The organism is Staphylococcus sp. GDY8P85P (genome assembly GCF_017892405.1).
Lineage (GTDB): Bacteria > Bacillota > Bacilli > Staphylococcales > Staphylococcaceae > Staphylococcus > Staphylococcus borealis.
Map to the genome: position 1 here is coordinate 13,985 of NZ_JAESLA010000010.1, position 25,530 is coordinate 39,514.

22 protein-coding genes, 8 tRNA genes and 1 rRNA gene are annotated in these 25,530 nt (G+C 35.6%); all 31 read left to right on the top strand.

Translation table 11 applies throughout. The features are described from left to right. Positions 1 to 3 precede the first annotated feature (3 nt). Complete coding sequence (purR, locus tag KA828_RS01925) at positions 4 to 828, top strand: pur operon repressor (protein WP_053031313.1); 825 nt, start codon at positions 4 to 6, stop codon at positions 826 to 828. 16 nt (positions 829 to 844) lie between these two features. Continuing rightward, positions 845 to 1,225 (top strand): RidA family protein, encoded by a 381-nt coding sequence (locus tag KA828_RS01930; protein ID WP_053031315.1) that lies wholly within the window; start codon positions 845 to 847, stop codon positions 1,223 to 1,225. Positions 1,226 to 1,292: 67 nt separating this feature from the next. Continuing rightward, the gene (gene spoVG / locus KA828_RS01935) at positions 1,293 to 1,595 is read left to right on the top strand and encodes a septation regulator SpoVG (protein ID WP_011276763.1); all 303 of its coding nucleotides are present in this window, start codon (positions 1,293 to 1,295) and stop codon (positions 1,593 to 1,595) included. Between the two features lie 211 nt (positions 1,596 to 1,806). Further along, positions 1,807 to 3,162 (top strand): bifunctional UDP-N-acetylglucosamine diphosphorylase/glucosamine-1-phosphate N-acetyltransferase GlmU, encoded by a 1,356-nt coding sequence (glmU, locus tag KA828_RS01940; RefSeq protein ID WP_210125307.1) that lies wholly within the window; start codon positions 1,807 to 1,809, stop codon positions 3,160 to 3,162. Between the two features lie 111 nt (positions 3,163 to 3,273). Beyond that, entirely contained in the window at positions 3,274 to 4,239 is a 966-nt protein-coding gene (locus KA828_RS01945) for a ribose-phosphate diphosphokinase (protein WP_107630228.1), read from the top strand. Between the two features lie 183 nt (positions 4,240 to 4,422). Further along, entirely contained in the window at positions 4,423 to 5,082 is a 660-nt protein-coding gene (locus KA828_RS01950) for a 50S ribosomal protein L25/general stress protein Ctc (RefSeq protein ID WP_053031321.1), read from the top strand. A gap of 280 nt (positions 5,083 to 5,362) precedes the next feature. After that, positions 5,363 to 5,935: an aminoacyl-tRNA hydrolase gene (gene pth, locus KA828_RS01955; RefSeq protein WP_053031322.1), complete on the top strand. Its 573-nt coding sequence runs from the start codon at positions 5,363 to 5,365 to the stop codon at positions 5,933 to 5,935. Further along, the gene (gene mfd, locus KA828_RS01960) at positions 5,932 to 9,441 is read left to right on the top strand and encodes a transcription-repair coupling factor (RefSeq protein ID WP_210125308.1); all 3,510 of its coding nucleotides are present in this window, start codon (positions 5,932 to 5,934) and stop codon (positions 9,439 to 9,441) included. The genes pth and mfd overlap by 4 nt, the downstream gene beginning before the upstream one ends. Beyond that, entirely contained in the window at positions 9,431 to 11,038 is a 1,608-nt protein-coding gene (locus KA828_RS01965; protein WP_210125313.1) for a polysaccharide biosynthesis protein, read from the top strand. The genes mfd and KA828_RS01965 overlap by 11 nt, the downstream gene beginning before the upstream one ends. Continuing rightward, on the top strand, positions 11,038 to 12,228 hold the full coding sequence (locus KA828_RS01970) for a MazG nucleotide pyrophosphohydrolase domain-containing protein (RefSeq protein WP_210125309.1): 1,191 nt from the start codon (positions 11,038 to 11,040) through the stop codon (positions 12,226 to 12,228). Before KA828_RS01965 ends, KA828_RS01970 begins: the two co-directional genes overlap by 1 nt. Next, a complete protein-coding gene (locus KA828_RS01975) occupies positions 12,225 to 12,503 on the top strand; it encodes an RNA-binding S4 domain-containing protein (RefSeq protein ID WP_037537011.1) in 279 nt (92 codons plus the stop codon). The genes KA828_RS01970 and KA828_RS01975 overlap by 4 nt, the downstream gene beginning before the upstream one ends. A 20-nt stretch (positions 12,504 to 12,523) precedes the next feature. Continuing rightward, positions 12,524 to 12,919, top strand: coding sequence for a cell division protein DivIC (gene divIC, locus KA828_RS01980; protein WP_053031330.1), 396 nt, complete (start codon positions 12,524 to 12,526; stop codon positions 12,917 to 12,919). Between the two features lie 128 nt (positions 12,920 to 13,047). Further along, positions 13,048 to 13,449, top strand: a complete 402-nt coding sequence (locus KA828_RS01985) for a S1 domain-containing RNA-binding protein (protein ID WP_053017953.1) — start codon at positions 13,048 to 13,050, stop codon at positions 13,447 to 13,449. Between the two features lie 242 nt (positions 13,450 to 13,691). Further along, positions 13,692 to 14,984 (top strand): tRNA lysidine(34) synthetase TilS, encoded by a 1,293-nt coding sequence (gene tilS, locus KA828_RS01990; protein WP_481906418.1) that lies wholly within the window; start codon positions 13,692 to 13,694, stop codon positions 14,982 to 14,984. 3 nt (positions 14,985 to 14,987) lie between these two features. Continuing rightward, complete coding sequence (hpt, locus tag KA828_RS01995) at positions 14,988 to 15,527, top strand: hypoxanthine phosphoribosyltransferase (RefSeq protein ID WP_053031336.1); 540 nt, start codon at positions 14,988 to 14,990, stop codon at positions 15,525 to 15,527. Positions 15,528 to 15,789: 262 nt separating this feature from the next. After that, positions 15,790 to 17,973 carry an ATP-dependent zinc metalloprotease FtsH gene (gene ftsH, locus KA828_RS02000; RefSeq protein ID WP_053031338.1) on the top strand — a complete coding sequence of 728 codons (2,184 nt, stop codon included), beginning with the start codon at positions 15,790 to 15,792 and terminating at the stop codon, positions 17,971 to 17,973. A gap of 237 nt (positions 17,974 to 18,210) precedes the next feature. Beyond that, positions 18,211 to 19,095, top strand: a complete 885-nt coding sequence (gene hslO, locus KA828_RS02005; RefSeq protein WP_210125311.1) for an Hsp33 family molecular chaperone HslO — start codon at positions 18,211 to 18,213, stop codon at positions 19,093 to 19,095. Positions 19,096 to 19,308: 213 nt separating this feature from the next. Continuing rightward, positions 19,309 to 20,241, top strand: a complete 933-nt coding sequence (cysK, locus tag KA828_RS02010) for a cysteine synthase A (protein WP_053031342.1) — start codon at positions 19,309 to 19,311, stop codon at positions 20,239 to 20,241. 348 nt (positions 20,242 to 20,589) lie between these two features. After that, a complete protein-coding gene (gene folP / locus KA828_RS02015) occupies positions 20,590 to 21,393 on the top strand; it encodes a dihydropteroate synthase (protein ID WP_210125312.1) in 804 nt (267 codons plus the stop codon). After that, positions 21,371 to 21,736: a dihydroneopterin aldolase gene (folB, locus tag KA828_RS02020; RefSeq protein ID WP_053031347.1), complete on the top strand. Its 366-nt coding sequence runs from the start codon at positions 21,371 to 21,373 to the stop codon at positions 21,734 to 21,736. Before folP ends, folB begins: the two co-directional genes overlap by 23 nt. Next, positions 21,737 to 22,216 carry a 2-amino-4-hydroxy-6-hydroxymethyldihydropteridine diphosphokinase gene (folK, locus tag KA828_RS02025; RefSeq protein WP_070854585.1) on the top strand — a complete coding sequence of 160 codons (480 nt, stop codon included), beginning with the start codon at positions 21,737 to 21,739 and terminating at the stop codon, positions 22,214 to 22,216. A 281-nt stretch (positions 22,217 to 22,497) separates the two neighbouring features. Next, positions 22,498 to 23,988 carry a lysine--tRNA ligase gene (gene lysS, locus KA828_RS02030; protein WP_070854586.1) on the top strand — a complete coding sequence of 497 codons (1,491 nt, stop codon included), beginning with the start codon at positions 22,498 to 22,500 and terminating at the stop codon, positions 23,986 to 23,988. Positions 23,989 to 24,654: 666 nt separating this feature from the next. Next, positions 24,655 to 24,769: ribosomal RNA gene (gene rrf / locus KA828_RS02035) — 5S ribosomal RNA — on the top strand. Positions 24,770 to 24,778: 9 nt separating this feature from the next. After that, a tRNA-Val gene (locus KA828_RS02040) sits at positions 24,779 to 24,854 on the top strand. 14 nt (positions 24,855 to 24,868) lie between these two features. Next, positions 24,869 to 24,944 (top strand) — tRNA-Thr (locus KA828_RS02045). 5 nt (positions 24,945 to 24,949) lie between these two features. Next, positions 24,950 to 25,022 (top strand) — tRNA-Lys (locus KA828_RS02050). A 23-nt stretch (positions 25,023 to 25,045) separates the two neighbouring features. After that, positions 25,046 to 25,120 (top strand) — tRNA-Gly (locus KA828_RS02055). A 7-nt stretch (positions 25,121 to 25,127) separates the two neighbouring features. Beyond that, a tRNA-Leu gene (locus KA828_RS02060) sits at positions 25,128 to 25,216 on the top strand. 11 nt (positions 25,217 to 25,227) lie between these two features. Continuing rightward, positions 25,228 to 25,304: transfer RNA gene (locus KA828_RS02065), tRNA-Arg, on the top strand. Between the two features lie 30 nt (positions 25,305 to 25,334). Then, positions 25,335 to 25,408 (top strand) — tRNA-Pro (locus tag KA828_RS02070). Between the two features lie 15 nt (positions 25,409 to 25,423). Then, a tRNA-Ala gene (locus KA828_RS02075) sits at positions 25,424 to 25,499 on the top strand. Positions 25,500 to 25,530: the final 31 nt, after the last annotated feature.

Genomic DNA, 25,530 nt, shown 5'->3' on the forward strand with positions numbered 1-25,530 from the left:
CAAATGAGGTATAAAAGAAGTGAACGTATCGTCTTTATGACACAGTATTTAATGAACCATCCAAATCAGTTAGTACCTTTAACTTTTTTTGTGAAAAAATTCAAACAAGCCAAATCTTCAATTAGTGAAGATGTTCAAATCATTAAAAATACTTTCCAAAAAGAAAAATTAGGTACAGTTATAACGACAGCAGGCGCTAGTGGCGGTGTAACCTATAAACCGATGATGAGCAAAGAAGAGGCGTCAGAGATTATTGATGAAATTATTGAGCTACTTCAAGAGAAAGAACGATTATTACCGGGTGGCTATCTGTTCTTATCAGATTTAGTCGGAAACCCTTCTTTACTTAATAAAGTTGGCAAATTAATTGCTAGCATTTATATGGAAGAGGACCTTGATGCGGTTGTGACAATCGCTACAAAAGGGATATCACTTGCCAATGCGGTAGCGAACGTATTAAATTTACCTGTAGTAGTAATTAGAAAAGACAATAAAGTTACTGAGGGATCTACTGTATCGATTAACTATGTGTCAGGCTCTTCTCGTAAAATTGAAACGATGGTACTTTCTAAACGTACGTTAGCCGAAAATTCTAATGTACTCGTCGTTGATGATTTTATGAGAGCAGGGGGTTCAATTAATGGCGTTATGAATCTGATGAATGAGTTTAAGGCACACGTTAAAGGGGTATCTGTACTTGTAGAATCAAAAGAAGTTAAACAAAGATTGATTGAGGATTATACTTCTTTAGTTAAATTATCTGATGTAGATGAATACAATCAGGAATTTAAAGTAGAACCTGGCAATAGTTTGTCTAAATTTTCTTAAAAGGAGTTTTTACATCATGAAAATGATTAACACTAACAAAGCACCAGAAGCTTTAGGACCATACTCACATGCTATGGTTGTGAATAATTTAGTATTTACATCTGGACAAATCCCATTAGATACTGAAGGGAATATTGTCAGTGATGATGTGAAAGAACAAACAAAACAAGTGCTAGACAATTTGTCTGTAGTACTTGAAGAAGCTGGTTCGGATTTAAACTCAGTTGTGAAAGCAACCATCTTTATCTCCGATATGAATGAATTTCAACAAATAAACGAAGTATATGGTAGTTATTTCAGCGAACATCAACCAGCACGTAGTTGTGTTGAAGTTGCACGCTTACCTAAAGACGTTAAAGTTGAAATTGAAGTTGTAGGTAAAGTAAAAGGAATATAATTTCCTTGATTAGAAAATTGTCAAGCTTCTAACAAACAAAGATATATATACTAGGGGGGCTCACTACATGAAAGTGACAGATGTTAGACTTAGAAAAATACAAACAGATGGCAGAATGAAAGCACTTGTTTCAATTACATTAGATGAAGCTTTTGTAATTCATGATTTACGTGTAATTGAAGGAAACTCAGGTCTTTTCGTTGCAATGCCAAGTAAACGTACACCAGATGGTGAATTCCGTGATATCGCGCATCCAATTAACTCTGATATGAGACAAGAAATTCAAGATGCCGTTATGAAAGTATATGACGAAACAGATGAAGTTATTCCAGATAAAAACGCTTCATCAGAAGATTCAGACGAAGCTTAAATAAACCATACATTCATAGCAGGTTCAACATTAAATGTGTTGAACCTGCTTTTTTAAGTTGTGAAATGTATGCTAAAGTATTCAAGTTGTGTATACATATTTTTGAAAATTTAAATAGACTAAATGATAAAACCTTCTAAATCTTGAAACTCGAACTTGAGTTAAATTATAATAAATTAGAAGTGTAAAATTTATTGGAGGGTTACCATTCATGCAAAGAAATGCGGTAATATTAGCAGCTGGAAAAGGTACTAGAATGAAATCAAATAAATATAAAGTACTACATGAAGTTGCAGGGAAATCAATGGTAGAACATGTGTTAACAAATGTTAAGCATGCTGGTGTGAACCAAATCGTGACAATCGTTGGTCACGGTGCTGAAGATGTTAAAGCAACTTTAGGAGATCAATCATTATATAGTTATCAAGAAGAACAATTGGGAACAGCGCACGCAGTAAAGATGGCCAATGAGCATTTAGAAAATATGGAAGGCACAACATTAGTTGTTTGTGGAGATACACCACTTATCACTGCACATACGTTGCAGAAGTTAATTGAGCATCATGAAAGTACGCATGCACAAGCGACAGTATTATCAGCAACTGCTCAAATTCCATTTGGTTACGGTCGTATTGTTCGAGATGAGGCACACAGATTACAACGTATCGTTGAAGAAAAAGATGCGACAAAAGAAGAAAAGGCATTAACTGAAATTAGCTCAGGTATTTTTGCATTCGATAACCAAGTGCTTTTTTCTAAATTAGCGGAAGTTAAAAATGACAACGCGCAAGGAGAATATTACTTGCCTGATGTGATTGCTTTAATCTTAGAAGATGAAGGTATTGCAGAAGTCTATCATACTGATGATTTTAATGAAATTATGGGTGTAAATGATCGTGTGATGTTAAGTAATGCTGAAAAAGCGTTACAACAGCGTATTAATATTGCGCACATGAGAAATGGTGTAACGATTATTGACCCTACAACTACATTTATTGGTCCGGATGTTAAGATTGGTATGGACGCAATTATTGAACCTGGTGTGCGAATTAATGGTGACACAACAATTGGAGAAGAAACTGTTATTGGACAATATTCTGAAATCAACAATAGTCGTATTGGGGCACATGTTGATATCAAACAATCAGTGATTAATGACGCTGTTGTAGGTGATAAAACAAAAGTTGGTCCATTTGCGCAATTAAGACCGGGTTCTAACTTAGGTTCAGAAGTGAAAGTCGGCAACTTTGTAGAAGTGAAAAAAGCAGACCTTAAAGATGGTGCTAAAGTATCTCATTTAAGTTATATCGGAGATGCTGAAATCGGTGAACGTACGAATATTGGTTGTGGTTCAATTACTGTAAATTATGATGGTGTAAACAAATTCAAAACGGTTGTTGGTAAAGATGCATTTATTGGTTGTAATACTAACTTAGTAGCACCTGTAACTGTAGGTGATGGCGTATTAATTGCTGCAGGATCTACAATTACGGACAACGTACCTAATGAAAGTTTAGCACTTGCGCGTGCCCGTCAAATCACAAAAGAGGGCTATCTTAAAAAGTAAGTTTTTGTTAAAATTTCGTATCTCTTTTCTACAATTTTTTGTTGAACATAGTAAAAACGATTGATTTTTTATATAATGAGAGTGTCTAAGTTAAAAATTGGAGGACTATAAATGTTAAATAATGAATACAAGAATTCATCTTTAAAGATTTTTTCTTTAAAAGGAAATGAGCCATTAGCACAAGAAGTAGCTGATCGAGTAGGGATTGAATTAGGGAAATGTTCTGTAAAACGCTTCAGTGATGGAGAAATTCAAATCAATATTGAAGAAAGTATTCGTGGATGTGATGTCTTCATTATCCAACCAACTTCAAATCCGGTTAATTTACACTTGATGGAGCTATTGATTATGATCGATGCATGTAAACGTGCATCAGCAGCTAACATCAATATTGTGGTTCCGTACTATGGCTATGCACGACAAGATAGAAAAGCACGTAGCCGTGAACCTATTACAGCTAAATTAGTAGCGAACTTAATTGAAACAGCTGGCGCTAATCGCATGATTGCTTTAGATCTACATGCACCACAAATTCAAGGATTCTTTGATATTCCAATCGACCACTTAATGGGTGTACCTATCATTGGTCAACATTTTGAAAACGACCCTAACATTGACCCAGAAGAATGTGTTGTCGTATCACCTGACCATGGTGGTGTAACACGTGCACGTAAACTTGCCGACATTTTAAAAACTCCGATTGCAATTATTGATAAACGTCGTCCTAAACCAAACGTGGCAGAAGTAATGAATATTGTTGGTGAAATTGAAGGACGTACTGCGATTATTATTGATGATATTATTGATACAGCGGGAACAATTACATTAGCTGCACAAGCGCTTAAAGATAAAGGTGCTAAAGATGTTTATGCATGTTGTACACACCCAGTGTTATCAGGCCCTGCAAAAGAACGTATTGAAAATTCAGCAATTAAAGAATTAATCGTTACAAACTCAATCTTACTTGATGACTCTCGTAAGCCATCAAATACAAAAGAATTATCCGTTGCTGGTTTATTAGCACAAGCAATTATCCGCGTTTATGAACGTGAATCAGTCAGTGTATTATTTGACTAAAGTTTACAAATGCGTTTGACTTATATATTTTAAGCGTGTATAATACATTCGTTCGTGGTTTTACGAACTAATAAACACTTGCAAGCAACTTATAAAGTTGATGGGTAAGTGAAGGGAAGTCCAGAACTTAAGATTCTCACGATAATAAGTATCTAGACTTGAAAATGAAAGGTGGAAATACGAATGGCTTCATTAAAGTCAATCATCCGTCAAGGTAAACAAACGCGTTCTGACCTTAAAAAATTACGTAACACAGGTAAAGTACCTGCAGTAGTTTATGGTTATGGTACTAAAAATACTTCAGTTAAAGTTGATGAAGTTGAATTCATCAAAATCATCCGTGAAGTAGGACGTAACGGAGTTATCGATTTAGGCGTTGGTTCTAAAACAATTAAAGTTATGGTGTCTGATTATCAATTCGACCCACTTAAAAACCAAATTACGCACATCGACTTCTTAGCAATCAACATGACTGAAGAACGTACTGTTGACGTACCAGTTCACTTAGTAGGTGAAGCTGTTGGCGCTAAAGAAGGCGGCGTAGTTGAACAACCATTATTCGACTTACAAATTACAGCAACTCCAGAAAATATCCCTGAATCAATTGAAGTAGACATTACTGAATTAGAAGTTAATGATAGCTACTCAGTTGCAGATATTAAAGTTTCTGGTGATTTCACAATTGAAAATGACCCAGAAGAATCTGTTGTAACAGTAGTTCCTCCAACTGATGAACCTACTGAAGAAGAAGTTGAAGCTATGGAAGGTGAATCAGCAACTGAAGAACCTGAAGTAGTTGGTGAAGACAAAGAAGATGACGAAGAAAACAAAGACGAAGAATAATTCGTTGAATGTTATCTTTAATCATTTAGGATAAAACATAATATAAGGCTACAATGCTAAATCGCAGTAGCTAAATGAGTTGATTAGGCACCTATATCAGGTGTGCGCAACTCTAATTATCCTTGCGGGGGTGGAATCATGGATTCGTTAAGAATTCTGTTCTGCCCCTTTTTTGTGTTATTATAGGGAATGTTATAGAATAAGGAATAATTGATATATGCACAATTCTATTCAGTTGATAGATATCATTATAAATGAAACACAATGGAGGTAACATCGTATGAAATGTATTGTGGGTCTTGGAAATATAGGTAAGCGATTTGAGTTAACAAGACACAATATCGGATTTGAAGTCATCGATTTTATTTTAGAGAAACATCATTTCTCATTAGATAAACAAAAATTTAAAGGTGCTTATACTATTGAACGTCTAAATGGCGAAAAGGTCCTATTTATTGAACCAATGACGATGATGAATCTTTCAGGTGAGGCAGTTGGGCCATTAATGGATTATTACAATGTTGAAGTAGAAGATTTAATTGTCTTATATGATGATTTAGATTTATCTCAAGGTCAAATCCGCTTGCGCCAAAAAGGTAGCGCTGGAGGACACAATGGTATGAAGTCTATAATTAAACATTTAGGTACAGATCAATTTAAACGTATTCGTATTGGTGTAGGGAGACCAACAAACGGTATGTCAGTACCTGATTATGTATTACAGAAATTCTCAAAAGAAGAAATGATCATTATGGATAAAGTGATTGAACATTCAGCACATGCAGTAGAAGCATTTATTGAAAGTTCACGCTTTGATCATGTAATGAATCAATATAACGGAGAAGTCAATTGAGACCTATTATTTCAGAGTATATTCAAAATGATAAACGTTTCCAAGAACTTGATGACGTCTTCGGCCAACAGAATATACTTGTCACTGGCCTTTCTCCCTCAGCAAAAGCAACGATTATTGCTGAAAAGTATTTAAAAGATCAAAAACAAATGTTGTTAATTACAAACAACTTATATCAAGCGGATAAATTAGAAACTGATATTTTACAATATGTCGATCATTCTGAAGTGTATAAATATCCTGTACAAGATATTATGACTGAAGAGTTCTCAACGCAAAGCCCTCAACTTATGAGTGAACGTGTACGTACACTAACTGCATTAGCTCATAATAAGGAAGGGTTATTTATCGTTCCTTTAAATGGATTGAAAAAGTGGCTTACACCATCTGATTTATGGAAAGATCATCAACTCACACTCAAAGTAGGCGAAGACATCGACGTTGATGAATTCTTAAACAAATTAGTGAATATGGGGTATCGTCGTGAAAGTGTCGTATCACACATTGGTGAGTTCTCATTACGTGGCGGTATTATCGACATTTATCCACTCATAGGTCAACCTATTCGAATCGAATTGTTTGATACTGAAGTTGATTCCATCCGCGACTTTGATGTTGAAACGCAACGTTCAAATGACAATATTGAAGAAGTTGCGATTACGACGGCAAGTGATTACATTATTACAGATGACGTCATTCAACACTTACAAACTGAATTAAAGGCTGCATATGAAACAACACGCCCCAAAATTGATAAATCTGTCCGTAATGATTTGAAAGAGACTTACGAAAGTTTCAAATTGTTTGAAACGACGTTCTTTGATCATCAATTATTACGTCGTTTGGTGGCATTTATGTATGACCAGCCTTCAACACTAATTGACTATTTTGCAGAAGATGCCATCATTGTAACGGATGAATATAACCGTATTAAAGAAACTGAAAAGACATTAACAACTGAAGTGGACGACTTTATTCAGAACTTAATAGAAAGTGGAAATGGTTTTATGGGGCAATCATTTATGCAATATGATGGTTTTGAATCATTGCTAAAAGATTATCCAGTAACCTATTTCACTTTATTTACATCGACAATGCCTGTTCAGTTGCAACATATTATTAAATTTTCATGTAAACCAGTGCAACAATTCTACGGGCAATATGATATCATGCGTTCAGAATTCCAACGTTATGTGCATAATGACTACAACATTGTAGTGTTTGTAGAAACGGAAACGAAAGTTGAACGTATCCAATCAATGTTGAATGAGATGCATATACCAACTGTTACAAATGTTCATAATGACATTAAATCTGGACAAGTCATTGTTACAGAAGGCAGTCTATCAGAAGGCTTCGAATTACCCTATATGCAACTCGTTGTCATAACTGAGCGCGAATTGTTCAAGACTAAGCAAAAGAAACAACGTAAACGCACTAAGACGTTATCAAATGCTGAAAAAATCAAGTCATATCAAGACCTTAATGTGGGTGACTATGTTGTACATGTGCATCATGGGGTAGGTCGTTACTTAGGTGTTGAAACACTAGAAGTTGGCGATGTTCACCGAGATTATATTAAATTACAATATAAAGGCACAGACCAACTGTTTGTACCAGTTGATCAAATGGACCAAGTGCAAAAATATGTTGCTTCCGAAGATAAATCCCCTAAACTAAACAAACTTGGTGGTTCAGAATGGAAGAAAACAAAGGCTAAAGTTCAACAAAGTGTTGAAGATATTGCAGATGAATTAATCGCATTGTATAAAGAACGTGAAATGTCAGTAGGGTACCAATACGGTGAAGACACTGCTGAGCAAAGTGCGTTTGAAATGGACTTCCCATACGAATTGACGCCAGACCAAGCGAAGTCGATTGACGAAATCAAAGGTGATATGGAACGCGAGCGTCCAATGGATCGTCTATTATGCGGTGACGTAGGATATGGTAAGACAGAAGTTGCTGTTCGAGCTGCTTTCAAAGCAGTGATGGAAGGTAAACAGGTTGCATTTCTTGTTCCTACAACGATTTTAGCGCAACAACACTATGAAACATTAATTGAACGAATGCAAGATTTTCCGGTGCAAATTGAATTGATTAGTCGATTCCGTTCAACTAAAGAAGTCAAAGAAACAAAAGAAGGACTTAAATCAGGATATGTGGATATTGTAGTTGGAACACATAAATTGTTAGGCAAAGATATTCATTATAAAGACTTGGGCTTATTAATAGTCGATGAAGAACAACGCTTTGGTGTACGTCATAAAGAACGTATTAAGACAATGAAGATCAATGTTGATGTGTTAACCTTAACTGCAACACCAATCCCAAGAACATTGCATATGAGTATGCTTGGTGTACGTGATTTATCAGTCATTGAAACACCTCCAGAGAATCGTTTTCCTGTACAAACTTATGTGTTAGAACAAAACAGTAATTTTATAAAAGAAGCTTTAGAACGTGAATTATCGCGTGACGGACAGGTATTCTATTTATATAACAGAGTGCAATCCATTTATGAAAAGCGTGAACAATTACAGATGTTAATGCCGGATGCTAATATTGCCGTTGCACATGGTCAGATGACAGAACGTGATCTTGAAGAAACAATGCTAAGCTTTATTAATGGTGAATTTGATATTTTAGTGACTACAACGATTATTGAGACAGGTGTAGATGTACCTAACGCGAATACTCTAATCATTGAAGAAGCAGATCGCTTTGGATTAAGCCAATTGTATCAATTGCGCGGTCGTGTAGGACGCTCAAGTCGTATCGGCTATGCCTACTTCTTACACGCCGCAAATAAAGTGTTAACTGAAACAGCAGAAGAAAGATTACAAGCGATTAAAGAATTTACTGAACTAGGTTCAGGGTTCAAAATTGCGATGCGTGATTTAAATATTCGTGGTGCCGGGAACTTACTTGGTAAACAACAACATGGCTTTATCGACTCTGTCGGATTCGACTTGTATTCACAAATGTTAGAAGAAGCGGTTAACGAAAAACGTGGCATCAAAGAAGAAGAGCCAGATGCACCAGAAGTAGAAATGGAATTAAACTTAGATGCTTATTTACCAGCAGAATATATTCAAAATGAGCAAGCTAAAATTGAAATTTATAAAAAACTACGCAAAGTTGAAACGGAAGAACAATTATTTGATATTAAAGATGAGTTAATCGATCGCTTCAATGATTACCCAGTAGAAGTTGAACGTTTGCTTGAAATGGTGGAAATTAAAATACATGCACTACATGCTGGTGTAACTTTAATTAAGGATAAAGGTAAGCAAATTGAAGTGTCTTTATCAGCGAAAGCAACAGAACAAATCAATGGTGAAGTATTGTTTAAACAAACACAACCTTTAGGACGTGCGATGAAACTTGGTGTTAAAGAGAACCGTATGCATGTCACACTTACAAAATCTAAGCAATGGTTAGATAACTTGAAATTCCTTGTGAAATGCCTTGAAGGAAGTATGGCTATTGAAGATGAAGATTAAGAAGCTATCAGAGTCTAAATCGACACAATCGTTGTCATCTGAGTCTACGAATGAATTGACACACAGTAAACCTTCTAGACACACAGCATTTAATGGTGTTGTGATTCTAACCCTTGCGCTCGTCATCGTCAAAGTATTAAGTGCAATTTACCGAGTACCTTATCAAAATGTGCTCGGTGATACAGGCTTATATGCGTATCAACAAGTTTATCCCATTGTGGCACTAGGTATGATTTTGTCTATGAATGCTATTCCGAGTGCGGTTACGCAAACGTTTGGTATTAGTGGACAAGCTGCTTCGTTCTCCAAAGTACTGTTACGATTCCAAATGATTGGAATCGTGATATTTATACTGCTCTTATTATTAGCGAATCCAGTGGCTGTGTTAATGGGAGATTCAAGACTTGCGCCAATGTTAAGAATGGCGAGCTTAAGTTATCTGTTCATCGGCATACTAGGCGTGTGTCGTGGCTATTATCAAAGTCAAAGACGAATGAACATACCTGCTATTTCCCAGGTAATTGAACAAATGATTCGTGTTGGATTTATTATTGTAGCGATTGTTTTATTTATGATAAGAGATTGGTCCATATATCAAGCGGGTACGATTGCGATTTTGGCTTCTGCGCTTGGATTCTTAGGTTCAAGTCTCTTTTTAATAGTGATGAAACCTTTCGCCTTCAAAATGCAGAACATATCGGTGCATATACCTTGGAAAGACTTACTTATGGCTACGCTTGTTTTTGCATTGAGCCAGTTATTGGTTATATTATGGCAATTTGTAGATAGTTTTACCATTATTCATACGTTACAATCACATGGTTTGCATTTTAAAGAAGCAATCATGCAAAAAGGAATATATGATCGTGGTGCTTCATTTATACAAATGGGGTTAATTGTTACAACCACATTTAGCTTTGTGCTCATACCATTATTGACTGAGGCGATTGAACAACAAAATCAAGTAAAAATGAATCGTTATGCTAACGCATCGCTTAAGATTACGATTCTAATTAGTTCAGCAGCAGGTATAGGATTAATTAATTTATTGCCTATGATGAACGCGGTCTTCTTTAAGACGAATAGCTTAAGTTTCACACTTGGATTTTATATGTTAACTGTTATATGTGTGTCACTCATTATGATGGATATTGCATTGCTACAAGTACTTAATTGTATTCGCCCGATATTGATTGGAGTAATGGTTGGCTTAGTTGTGAAAGCTATACTGAACGTGCTGTTGATTTCGCAGTATGGCATTGTTGGCGCGAGTATAAGTACGGTTATGTCACTCGCTTGCTTTGGAGTCATATTGCATAGAGAGGTGCTTAAACAGTATCACTTTAATCGAATGAAACCTTTCATTTTGAAAATGATTACTGCATTAGCCGTCATGACAATCGTTATTCAAATCATTATGGAATTGTTACCTGTAGTAGGACGTATCGGTGGACTTGTAATGTTGGTTATTGTAGCAATCCTAGGCGTTGCCGTATTATTGCTACTCGTGATATACATGAATATTTTAAGTTATAGAGAATTAAAGCATTTGCCATTTGGCGATAAGCTTTATCATATTAAGAAAGGACGACATTAATGACACATACAATTACAATTGTTGGTTTAGGTAACTACGGTTTAGATGAATTGCCACTTGGTATATATCGTTTCTTAATACAACAACCGCTTGTTTATACACGTACACTTGAACATCCTGTAATCAATCAATTACAAGATGAACTCAAATTTGAAAGCTTTGATACAGTCTATGAAGAAAACGAAGATTTTGATTCGGTTTATCAACAAATCGTCGACTTTTTAATAGAAAAAGCGCAAGCACAAGACGTGGTCTATGCCGTGCCTGGACATCCGCGAGTAGCTGAAACGACGACAGCCAAGTTGCTTGATTATCACGCACATCATAAAGACGTAGACGTTAAAATGCTAGGTGGTAAAAGTTTTATCGATGATATCTTTGCAGCAATCGATCAAGATCCTAATGATGGTTTTACTTTATTGGACGGAACTGCTTTAACAGAACAGTTACTCAATGTACGTACGCATACACTTATTACGCAAGTATACAGTGCTATGATTGCAGCAGATATTAAAATCACTTTAATGGAACATTATCCAGATGACTTCTTAGTAAAAATCGTGACTGGCGCGCACAGTACAGGGGCTAATGTACTGGAGGTGCCACTATTTGAGCTTGATCATCATGAGAATGTTTTTAATAATTTAACGAGTGTATATGTACCGAAAGTGACAAATGATGAAGCACTGTATCAGAATTTTGACTATGCAGTAGAAGTGATAGACCGTTTAGTAGATGATGAAACAGGTTGCCCATGGGATCGTGTTCAAACACACGACTCTCTTAAACGTTATTTATTAGAAGAGAGCTTCGAATTGTTTGAAGCGATAGATAATGCAGATGATTGGCACATGATAGAAGAATTAGGTGACATCTTACTGCAAGTGCTCTTGCATGCTAGTATTGGTAAAAAAGAAGGTTATATGGACATCCAAGAAATTATTGAGAGTCTCAGTGCTAAGATGATTCGTCGTCATCCACACATTTTCGGTGATGAAAATGCAGAATCCATAGAAGATTTAAATGACATTTGGCAGACAGCTAAGAGTAAAGAAGGTAAATCACCACGCGTTAAATTTGAGAAAGTATTTGCAGACCACTTCATGGCATTGTATGATAAAACCAAAAATAGGGATTTTGATGAAGAAACCCTTAGAAACTATTTGCAACAAGGGGAGAAAGATTCATGAGATTAGATAAATATTTAAAAGTATCACGACTCGTTAAGCGTCGTACTTTGGCGAAAGAAATAAGTGACCAAGGTCGTATTACTGTAAATGGTAATGTAGCCAAAGCTGGGACAGATGTTAAAGTAGAAGATGAACTGGTTATTCGTTTTGGACAAAAGCTGGTTACAGTTAAAGTAACGGGTTTAAGTGAACACGCTTCTAAAGAAAACGCTAAAGGTATGTATGATTTAATTAAAGAAGAACGAATTAATCAAAATCAATTTGAAGAAGAATAGACTGAAGGAGGTGACAAGCAATGAGTAAAAAGGTAGAAAATATAGGAAACCAGTATACCTCCGAAAAAAATCGAAAGAAACAACGACAACAGAAAAAAATGCGAGTTGTTAGACGACGAGTGACCGTATTCGGTGGGATACTATTAGCGATCATTATTATTCTATCCATCATGCTTGTCGTCCAAAAACAAAGCAATGATAAAGCTGCAGTTGAGCGAAAGCATAAAGAGGAACAATTTCAAAAAAAACAAGATGAGGAAATCGCATTAAAAGAAGAGCTCAGTAATTTAAATAATAAAGACTACATTGAGAAGGTAGCGAGAGATGATTATTACTTGAGTAATAAAGGTGAAGTTATTTTTAAATTGCCTAATAACGATGATGATTCTAAATCAAAATCCTCAAATGACAACTGATAATATAAAAGATAATCGTTTTTCTTAAAGAAGAATGAATTATCTGGTTTTATAGCATTGTGAAAATATTAAAACAGGAATATAATAAGGTTAAAATCGAATCAAAATCGGGAGGATTTATTTAGAATATGTCAATCGAAGTAGGAAACAAGCTAAAAGGTAAAGTTACTGGTATCAAAAAATTTGGTGCATTCGTAGAATTACCTGAAGGAAAAAGTGGCTTAGTTCATATCAGTGAAGTGGCTGATAACTATGTTGAAAATGTTGAAGATCACCTATCAGTTGGAGACGAAGTTGAAGTTAAAGTCTTATCTATTGCAGATGACGGTAAAATTAGCCTTTCAATTAAAAAAGCCAAAGATCGTCCTCGTAGACCACAACATAAATCAAATCACAATAGACCACCACAACAAAAAGGTGAAGATTTCGAAAAGAAATTAAGCAATTTCTTGAAAGATAGTGAAGATAAATTAACATCTATTAAACGACAAACAGAATCAAGACGTGGCGGTAAAGGTTCAAGACGCTAATTTAAATATATTATTTATATGATTATAGATAATAGCAAGGATGACATCATTATAGGTGACATTCACTACGAACATACATGGTTGTTGTCCTGTCGAATGGCCCTTTATTTATATATAAGATGTGTTATTTTTGCGGGGTGGAACTTAAAATTCAACAATGAATTTTAGTTCCACTCTTTTTTTGATGAGTGCATTACAGCACTGTAATACATAATGTTCTAGGGATTGAGGAGGTCTGAATGTTGAAAGTTAATACGTCGCTATGGAACAATACAGATCATATTGTGATTGCAGTTTCGACAGGTATAGATAGTATGTCACTGTTGCATCATTTACTTACACAATTATCACATACATATAAACAATTGACTTGTCTACATGTTAATCACGGCTTACGAGAGGCATCGCATAAGGAAGAAGCATTTATAAAAGCGTTTTGTAAACAACACGCCATCCCTTGTTATGTGAAACGATTGAATTTAACCGATATCGTAGCACAGGGTAAGAGTATACAAGCTGACGCGCGTTATCTGCGTTATGAGTGGTTTGATGAAATGATGAAACAATTAAAGGCAGACGTATTGCTTACAGCACATCATTTAGATGATCAACTTGAAACCATTTTTTATCGACTGTTTACAGGGCGTTCTACGCGAAGCACTTTAGGAATAGACGTTCAATCGAAACGTCGTCACTATACAATAAGTCGCCCATTACTGGAAGTTTCAAAAGATGACATACGCGACTATCAGCATAAATATCAAGTGCCCTACTACGAGGATAGTTCAAATAGAGATAATAAATATGTTAGAAATGATATTCGTAATCGGTTATTACCAGCGATTAATCAAAATTCAGATCTTGATAGCACGCATTTACTAAAGCTAAAACGTTGGCACGACATCCAATTACGTGAAAGTCGAAAAAAAGCCGATGCTTTTATTGAACATGATATCTCGATCAATAATAATGCAACACAGATTCAGTGTGCACGACATGCATTTAATCAACTAGATGACATTACTAAAATGGTGTTATTAGATCAACTATTCAAACATCTTCAATTGGACAAGTCATTTTCAGAGAAACAATACCATGAATGGTTTGCTCAAATTGATAGTGAAATTGCACAATTTGAGATATCCCTTACTGAAAAATGGATAATTCAAATGGCATATGATAAATTTATTATATTGGCTAAAAATGAGCCGTCATTATTAGATAATCAAATTGTGAATCAGGCAAATACATATCGTTTCGGATCCTATCATATCGTTATTCATCCAACGATACCCCATGACCAATTACCGTTATTGATACGAACACGTCGCAATGGAGATAAAGTCGAACTGAATGGACAACAAGGCCATAAAAAAGTAGGGCGTTTGTTTATAGATTATAAAATTCCAAATGATGCGCGCATGCAAATGCCAGTAATTGAAAATCAACACCATCAAATTATTGCTGTAGGTAATTTATATATTGCTCAAGCATATAATCAACATATCGAAATCAAAAAAATTGGAGATGAATGATTAATGAAAGATGATTTAAAGGAAATTTTATTAACTGAAGAAGATATTCAAGATATTTGTAAAGATTTAGGTGAACAGTTAACTAGGGATTACAAAGATAAACCACTTGTCTGCGTTGGTATTTTAAAAGGTTCTGTTATGTTTATGGCCGACTTAATTAAACGTATTGATACACATTTAGCAATTGATTTTATGGATGTTTCAAGCTACCATGGTGGGACTGAATCAACAGGGGAAGTCCAAATATTAAAAGATTTAGGTTCATCTATTGAAAATAAAGATGTCCTCATTATTGAAGATATTTTAGAAACAGGTACGACATTGAAATCCATTACTGAATTATTACAATCTCGTAAAGTTAACTCACTTGAAATTGTTACTTTATTAGATAAACCAAATCGACGTAAAGCTGATATTGAAGCGAAATATGTCGGCAAGAAAATTCCTGATGAATTTGTTGTAGGGTATGGTTTAGATTACGCTGAACATTATAGAAATTTACCGTATATCGGCACATTAAAACCAGAAATTTATAACAAGTAAGCGACATTTATTTAGTTGTTAATATAATTAAATCGTGTTTAAGATATAATAACTATACTTAAGTGTAGAATTAGTGTAGACTCATTTTATATGCTTAAACTTGACTTAAAAAACAAATCATTTTTAGGGAATTTAAGTTTTAAAAAGTTTGATAACACAAGGATTTTGAAAAGTATTACAAAAGTTGAAATGCTAGCCTTTAAGAGAAGTATTGTGTTACAATTTTTGTTAGCTTTATTATAGAAATAGGAGGAAATGACGCATGCAAAAAGCTTTTCGCAATGTGCTTGTTATCGCAATTATTGGCGTTATTATATTCGGCGTATTTTCTTACATAAATGGGAACGGTAATACTCCGAAACAACTTTCCTATTCACAGTTTGTAGAGAAATTGGATAAGGGTGACTTGAAGACCTTAGAAATCCAACCTGAACAAAATGTGTACTTGGTAAGTGGTAAAACAAAAAATGATGAAGATTATGCTTCAACAATTTTATACAATAACGAAAAAGACTTACAAAAAATTACAGATGAAGCCAAAAGCCAAAAAGGACTAGATTTTAAAGTTAAAGAAGAAGAGAAACAAAGCGTCTTCGTAAGTATGTTGACGACATTAATTCCTGTATTGATTATTGCTTTCTTATTTATTTTCTTCCTTAGCCAAGCACAAGGTGGCGGCGGTGGCGGTCGTATGATGAACTTTGGTAAATCTAAAGCTAAAATGTACGATAACCAAAAACGTCGTGTACGATTCTCAGATGTTGCTGGTGCAGATGAAGAAAAGCAAGAGTTAATTGAAATTGTAGATTTCTTAAAAGATAATAAGAAATTTAAACAAATGGGTTCAAGAATACCTAAAGGTGTATTACTTGTCGGCCCTCCTGGTACAGGTAAAACATTATTAGCGCGTGCCGTAGCTGGTGAAGCTGGTGCACCATTCTTCTCAATCAGTGGTTCAGACTTCGTTGAGATGTTTGTGGGTGTCGGTGCAAGCCGTGTACGTGACCTATTCGAAAATGCTAAAAAGAATGCGCCATGTATCATCTTTATCGATGAAATAGATGCAGTTGGACGTCAACGTGGTGCAGGTGTTGGTGGCGGTCATGATGAACGTGAACAAACACTTAACCAATTACTAGTTGAAATGGATGGTTTCGGTGAAAATGAAGGTATTATCATGATTGCTGCAACTAACCGTCCTGATATCTTAGACCCAGCGTTATTACGTCCTGGTCGTTTTGATAGACAAATTCAAGTTGGTCGTCCAGATGTTAAAGGTCGTGAAGCTATACTTCACGTACATGCTAAAAATAAACCACTTGATGAAACAGTTGACTTAAAAGCCATTTCACAAAGAACGCCTGGTTTCTCAGGTGCAGATTTAGAGAACTTATTAAATGAAGCGTCTTTAATTGCTGCGCGTGAAGGTAAAAATAAAATTGATATGCGTGATATCGAAGAAGCTACAGACCGAGTTATCGCTGGACCAGCTAAAAAATCACGTGTTATTTCTGACAAAGAACGTAATATTGTAGCTCATCATGAGGCAGGTCATACGGTCATTGGTATGGTGCTTGATGAAGCGGAAGTTGTGCATAAAGTAACCATTGTTCCTCGTGGACAAGCTGGTGGTTATGCAATGATGTTACCAAAACAAGATCGCTTCTTAATGACAGAACCTGAATTACTAGATAAAATTTGCGGTTTATTAGGTGGTCGTGTATCAGAAGATATTAACTTCCATGAAGTATCAACGGGTGCATCAAATGACTTTGAAAGAGCAACGCAAATTGCACGTTCTATGGTTACTGAATATGGTATGAGTGAAAAACTTGGACCATTACAATTCTCATCTAGCGGTGGTGGACAAGTCTTCTTAGGTAAAGATATGCAAGGTGAACCTAATTATTCTGGTCAAATCGCTTATGAAATTGATAAAGAAGTTCAACGTATTATTAAAGAACAATATGAACGTTGTAAACAAATCTTATTAGAACATGAAAAAGAACTTAAACTTATCGCTAAAACATTGTTAACAGAAGAAACATTAGTAGCAGAACAAATCCGTTCATTATTCTATGATGGTGTATTACCAGAAGTAGATTACGATGCTGCGCGCGTTGTTAAAGATGAAGATTCTGACTTTAGCGAAGGTAAATATGGTAAATCTTACGATGATATTCGCGAAGAACAACTAGAAGAAGGAAAAGAAGATATGCGAGAAGATCGTAAAGAGGATAACGATATTAATCGTGAACGTAGACATCGTCAAAGAGATGGTAGAGATAATCATGCTGGACATGATCAACTACGTGACGGTTCAAACGGAGATACGGATCAACATCGTGGCCATTCAAGTGATGAAGACGAAACAGGTTATGAGCAATCTCCTAATATTGACAAACCATATAATCCGAATGATCCAAACAACCCTAACAATCGATAAGGTTTAGCTGGGTTGTTATCTCCTTTGAGTAGGGCAATACGCCTTAGTCGAAGGAGATTTTTTTAATATGAAAGGATAGTTAAAATAACAATAATAATGTTGAAAGCAAGTTACTTCATATTCTTATTGAACAAGTGTAGAATAAGTATCCTTAAAAGAAAATATTAGAAGTAAATGAATGATTCAAGTATAAATAATAGCAATATAAAAATAGATGTATTAAAGGAGTATACAAAGATGACACATGATTATATCGTTAAATCATTAGCGTTTGATGGAGAAATACGTGCATATGCTGCACTCACAACTGAATCAGTACAAGAGGCGCAAACACGTCACTATACTTGGCCAACAGCATCAGCTGCAATGGGCAGAACAATGACTGCAACTTTATTAATGGGTTCAATGTTGAAAGGCGAGCAAAAATTAACTGTAACAGTTGATGGTAAAGGTCCTATCGGCAGAATCATTGCAGATGCAGATGCTGAAGGAAATGTACGTGCTTACGTTGATAAACCACAAACACATTTCCCTTTAAATGAACAAGGTAAATTAGATGTAAGAAGAGCGGTAGGCACAGACGGTTCAATTCAAGTAGTCAAAGACGTTGGTATGAAAGATTATTTCTCTGGTGCAAGCCCAATTGTATCAGGTGAATTGGGAGAAGATTTCACATACTATTTTGCGACAAGTGAACAAACACCTTCTTCAGTAGGATTAGGCGTGTTAGTAAATCCAGACAATTCTATTAAAGCCGCTGGAGGATTCATTATTCAAGTGATGCCTGGCGCGCAAGATGAAACAGTTACTAAATTAGAAAATGCTATTAGTAATATGCAACCTGTATCTAAATTAATTGAACAAGGCTTGACGCCAGAAGGTATTTTAAATGAGATACTTGGAGAAGATAATGTTCAAATTTTAGAAACTATGCCTGCACAGTTTGAATGTAATTGCAGCCATGAGAAGTTTCTAAATGCGATTAAAGGTTTAGGTGAAGCTGAAGTTCAAGATATGATTAAAGAAGATCATGGTGCTGAAGCAGTTTGTCACTTCTGTGGTAACAAATACAGTTATTCAGAAGCAGAACTAGAAGAATTATTAGCTTCAATGCAGGCATAATTGTATAACTGAAAAGAGAATTCAAGGCGATAAACTATCACGTGTTTATTGCCTTTTTTACAGGGAAGATAAATGAATGTGGAAGTAAAATGTAACTTTAAGTCTAAAAATGAGAGAATTATCTTTGTCTTTTTAGAAAATTCTGATAGAATATAATTATATCCGATAAAAAAACTAAGTTTTAAATATGAAAGTAAAAGGAGCGTTTTTTCAATGGCACAAAAACCAGTAGATAACATTACTCAAATTATTGGCAATACACCGGTAGTAAAATTAAGAAACGTTGTAGATGAAGATGCAGCAGATGTATACGTAAAATTAGAATACCAAAATCCAGGTGGTTCAGTAAAAGACCGTATCGCATTAGCTATGATTGAAAAAGCTGAAAAAGAAGGCAAAATTAAACCAGGTGATACAATCGTAGAACCAACAAGTGGTAACACTGGTATCGGTTTAGCTTTCGTATGTGCAGCTAAAGGTTATAAAGCAGTATTTACAATGCCTGAAACAATGAGTTCTGAACGTCGTAACTTATTAAAAGCTTATGGTGCAAAATTAGTCTTAACACCAGGTTCAGAAGCTATGAAAGGCGCTATCAAAAAAGCAAAAGAATTAAAAGAAGAACATGGTTACTTCGAACCACAACAATTCGAAAACCCAGCTAACCCTGAAATCCATGCTTTAACGACTGGCCCAGAATTAGTTGAGCAATTTGAAGGTAAACAAATTGATGCTTTCTTAGCAGGTGTAGGTACAGGTGGTACTTTATCTGGTGTAGGTAAAGTCTTAAAAGAAAAATACCCTAACGTTGAAATCGTTGCTATCGAACCTGAAGCATCACCAGTATTAAGTGGTGGTGAACCCGGACCACACAAATTACAAGGTTTAGGTGCAGGATTTGTACCAGATACTTTAGATACAAATATTTACGATAGTATTATCAAAGTTGATAACGATACAGCTATGGAAACATCACGTCGTGTTGCAAAAGAAGAAGGTATCTTAGCAGGTATTTCTTCAGGTGCTGCGATCCATGCTGCAATCCAAAAAGCAAAAGAATTAGGTAAAGGTAAAACAGTTGTAACAGTATTACCAAGTAATGGTGAACGTTACTTATCTACACCTTTATATTCATTTGATGATTAATCAATAATTAAGATTTTTAGCAGTTTGAGATATAAATAATATAATGATGCTACTTTGCAAATTCGCAGTAGCTGATATAACTAAGATGTGCTTAAGTTAGGCTTCTCTCAGTTATAGTCATCCTTACGGGGGGTGGGGCAACGAATTTAAATGAATTCTGTCCTACTCCCGTTCTTTTTTCTAAAAAATACCCCAATTAAATTCAATGAAAGCTATAGATGCTTGGATGTCGATTATAAACACTGAAATGTTTGGTAAATGAGTGTATCATTAGTATGTGAATATTAAGTCAACGTAGTTATTGTGCTACAAATCATTTTCAAAAGGACGAAGGGTGACGTGACAAGAATGACTAAAACAAAAATTATGGGCATATTAAATGTAACACCGGATTCATTCTCTGATGGTGGTAAGTACAATTCGGTAGATAAAGCAGTTGCACGTGCAAAAGAGATGGTAGAAGAGGGCGTGGATATTATAGACGTTGGAGGTATATCTACACGACCAGGTTTTACAGAAATTTCAACAGAAGAAGAGATTGAACGTGTCGTTCCTGTAGTGGAAGAACTTATAAAATTAAATGTTCAACTTTCGATTGATACATATCGCAGTGAAGTAGCAGAAGCATGTTTAAAATTAGGGGCTACAATGATTAATGACCAATGGGCAGGCTTATACGACCCTAAAATACTTGATGTTGTAGCTGCTTATGATGCTGAAATTGTATTAATGCACAATGGTGATGGACATCGTGATCAACCTGTTGTCGAAGAGATGTTGTTATCACTTATTACGCAAGCGAACAAAGCTGAAATGGCAGGTATCCCTAATCACAAAATATGGCTAGATCCAGGGATTGGATTTGCGAAAACGCGTGAAGAAGAAAACGAAGTAATGGCACGTTTAGATGAACTTGTTGCAACAGAGTATCCTGTTTTATTGGCAACGAGTCGTAAACGTTTCATCAAAGAAATGATTGGTACCGAAACGAAGGCACTAGAACGTGATGAGGCCACAGCTGCAACAACAGCTTATGGTATAATGAAAGGCGTCAAAGCCGTGCGTGTACATAATGTTCAATTAAACGCTCGATTAGGCCAAAGTATGGATTTCTTAAAGGAGAATGACGATGAACGACACAATCTTTCTTAATGGTATGAGATTTTACGCCTATCACGGCGCATTACCTGCTGAAAATGAGATAGGTCAAATCTTTGTAGTAGATGTTACTTTGAAAGTAGACTTAGCTGAAGCGGGTCAATCTGATAAAGTGGTTGATACTGTACATTATGGTGAAGTGTTTGAAGATGTGAAAGAAATCGTTGAAGGTCCACCATGTAATTTAATCGAACATCTAGCTGAACGTATTGCAAAACGTATAAATTCACACTATAATCGTGTAATGGAAACGAAAGTCAGAATCACTAAAGAAAATCCACCTATCCCAGGTCATTATGACGGTGTAGGTATAGAAATAGTGAGGGAGAATCGTTAAATGGTACAAGCGTATTTAGGCTTAGGAAGCAATATTGGTGATAGGGAACAGCAATTACAAGAAGCTATTAAAATCATTGATAGTATAGACGGTGTTACTGTAACTCAGATTTCTCCAATATATGAGACTGCACCAGTAGGCTATACAGAGCAACCCAATTTTTTAAATTTGTGTTTAGAAATTGAAACAGAATTACAGCCCAAAGTACTACTTAAACATTGCTTGGAAACTGAACAGCGACTGCATCGCGTTAGAGACATACGTTGGGGTCCAAGAACATTAGATGTCGATATTTTATTATATGGAGATAAAGTAATAGAAGAAGATGACCTTGAAGTGCCTCATCCGCGTATGGGTGAACGTGCTTTTGTATTAATACCATTGAATGATATTGCATCTACTCAAATTGAACCTCGTTCAAATGCACGTATCTCTGATTTAGTTAAACCAGATGATACCGTTAAGAAATATAAAGGTTAAGTACTAAGCTTTGGATAAGTATAATATCCTTAGGCTATATTGCAATTTTGCTATAGTAGACTAATCTGAGAAGATATTTTATCAAGTATTTCTCAACACGAAGCGCACCATTTGAAATGCGAATATAAAGAATATCATAATTTTAAAGTGATAAAGGTAACGAATTTCCATAAAAAGCGTAAAGAAATATCACTAAATAGGCTATAAGATTTCTTATAAGCATTTTAAAAATGATCCATGGAACATTTATCATAATAAAGAAGTTTAAAGGAGAGAAAGTTATGTCAGAAGAAATGAATGACCAAATGCAGGTCCGTCGTCAAAAACTACAAGAATTAATTGATTTAGGAATTGATCCTTTTGGGAAACGTTTTGAACGTTCAGCTACTGCTAGCGAATTAAAAGCACAATGGGATGAGTTCTCTAAAGAAGCGTTACATGAAAAAGAAGACGAAAGTCATGTGTCAATTGCAGGTCGTTTAATGACTAAACGTGGTAAAGGTAAAGCTGGTTTCGCACATGTTCAAGATTTAACTGGCCAAATTCAAATTTATGTGCGTAAAGACCAAATTGGCGAAGAAGATTTCGATAATTTATGGAAAGGTGCAGACTTAGGTGATATCGTTGGCATTGAAGGTGTCATGTTCAAAACGAATACAGGTGAGCTATCAGTAAAAGCTAAAACATTCACTTTATTATCTAAAGCGCTAAGACCTTTACCTGATAAATTCCATGGTTTACAAGATATCGAACAACGTTACCGTCAACGTTATTTAGATTTGATCACTAACCAAGATAGTACTCAAACATTTATTAATCGTAGTAAAATCATTCAAGAAATGCGAAACTACTTAAATAAACAAGGTTTCTTAGAAGTTGAAACACCAATGATGCATCAAATCGCAGGTGGAGCAGCTGCACGTCCATTTGTTACACACCATAATGCATTAGACGCAACACTATATATGCGTATTGCAATCGAATTGCACTTGAAACGTTTAATCGTTGGTGGACTTGAGAAGGTTTATGAAATAGGACGAGTATTCCGTAATGAAGGTGTATCAACACGTCATAACCCAGAATTCACTATGATTGAATTATACGAAGCTTATGCTGATTACCATGATATTATGGACTTAACAGAGTCTATGGTTAGACATATTGCTCAAGAAGTCCTTGGTTCTGCAAAAGTTCAATATAACGGAGAAGAAATTGATTTAGAGTCTGCTTGGACACGTCTTCATATTGTTGATGCTGTAAAAGAAGCAACAGGTGTAGACTTCTATCAAATTAAAACTGATGAAGAAGCTATCGCAGCAGCGAAAGAACATGGTATTGAAATTACAGATAATATGAAGTATGGCCATATTTTAAATGAATTTTTTGAACAAAAAGTTGAAGAAACATTAATTCAACCAACATTTATTTATGGACATCCAATTGAAATTTCTCCATTAGCGAAGAAAAACCCAGAAGATCCTAGATTCACGGATCGTTTCGAATTATTCATCGTAGGAAGAGAACACGCAAATGCATTTACTGAATTAAATGATCCAATTGATCAACGTGAACGTTTTGAAGCGCAATTAGTTGAAAAAGCGCAAGGAAATGATGAAGCACATGAAATGGATGAAGACTACATTGAAGCATTAGAGTACGGTATGCCTCCAACAGGTGGGTTAGGTATCGGAATTGATCGCTTAGTTATGTTATTAACTGACTCTCCATCTATTAGAGACGTATTATTATTCCCTTACATGAGACAGAAATAGATCGTATTTAATATTTGAGATGGGAGTAGGACAGAAATAATATTTTCCAAAATTTATTTCGTTGTCCGGCTCCCATCTTGTTTTGTTTGTAGCATTTTTTTATGATATTTTCTTATCCAGTGCCCGTCGACAAGGATGACTAGGCTTGAAAAAAGTCTGAGTTGAGCCACTTTCAAATCAGTCAGCTGCTGCCAAGATGATATATTTGACTGAGACATTTCAATTTGTCCCAGTCAATTTTTTTATTATATATATGCTGAATGAAACGAAAATGAGTTAAATAGTTAGAATAGGTAAGTATATAGGCATTGAATATTAGATGACTTAAAGTGACTTACATATTATTTGAGAAAAGATGATACAAAAGTAAAAAAGAGTGGAGAAATTATAATAAAATAGTTTGAAAAAGGTATGGTCATTGTACTTGTGATGTGCTAACATAGTAAAAGTGTTCAAAAGAAGTCGAAGCAACAAATGATAAACTTATTAAATTAAAAAAGTTTTAAAAAACTGTTGACTTTACCTTTTGGATGTTGTAAGATATAAAAGTCGTCAAAAACGAAAGTTAATTTTGTAAAAGACTTGTAAAGATAACTTTAATAAAGTGTAAAATTAACTATTGAAAATTAAAATAATTGACATTATAATTAATTGAGTAAGTTATTGTCTGGTGACAATGGCAAGGAGGTCACACCTGTTCCCATGCCGAACACAGAAGTTAAGCTCTTTAGCGCCGATGGTAGTTGGATTTACGTTCCGCTAGAGTAGGACGTTGCCAGGCTTACATGTTGGAGAATTAGCTCAGCTGGGAGAGCATCTGCCTTACAAGCAGAGGGTCGGCGGTTCGAACCCGTCATTCTCCACCATTCTTAATTAATTTGCCGGCCTAGCTCAATTGGTAGAGCAACTGACTTGTAATCAGTAGGTTGGGGGTTCAAGTCCTCTGGCCGGCACCATCTTTGAGCCATTAGCTCAGTTGGTAGAGCATCTGACTTTTAATCAGAGGGTCAGAGGTTCGAATCCTCTATGGCTCATACGATTATTTTAATAGCTACATGCGGAAGTAGTTCAGTGGTAGAACACCACCTTGCCAAGGTGGGGGTCGCGGGTTCGAATCCCGTCTTCCGCTCCATTATATTGCCGGGGTGGCGGAACTGGCAGACGCACAGGACTTAAAATCCTGCGGTGAGAGATCACCGTACCGGTTCGATTCCGGTCCTCGGCACCATCTTAAATATAGCGCCCGTAGCTCAACTGGATAGAGCGTTTGACTACGGATCAAGAGGTTATGGGTTCGACTCCTATCGGGCGCGCCATTTAAATTTTATTTATTATTTAATTACATACGGGAAGTAGCTCAGCTTGGTAGAGCACTTGGTTTGGGACCAAGGGGTCGCAGGTTCGAATCCTGTCTTCCCGACTTCTTAAATAATTTGGGGGCTTAGCTCAGCTGGGAGAGCGCCTGCTTTGCACGCAGGAGGTCAGCGGTTCGATCCCGCTAGTCTCCACCATTTATAATAATTAAATGAACATTGAAAACTG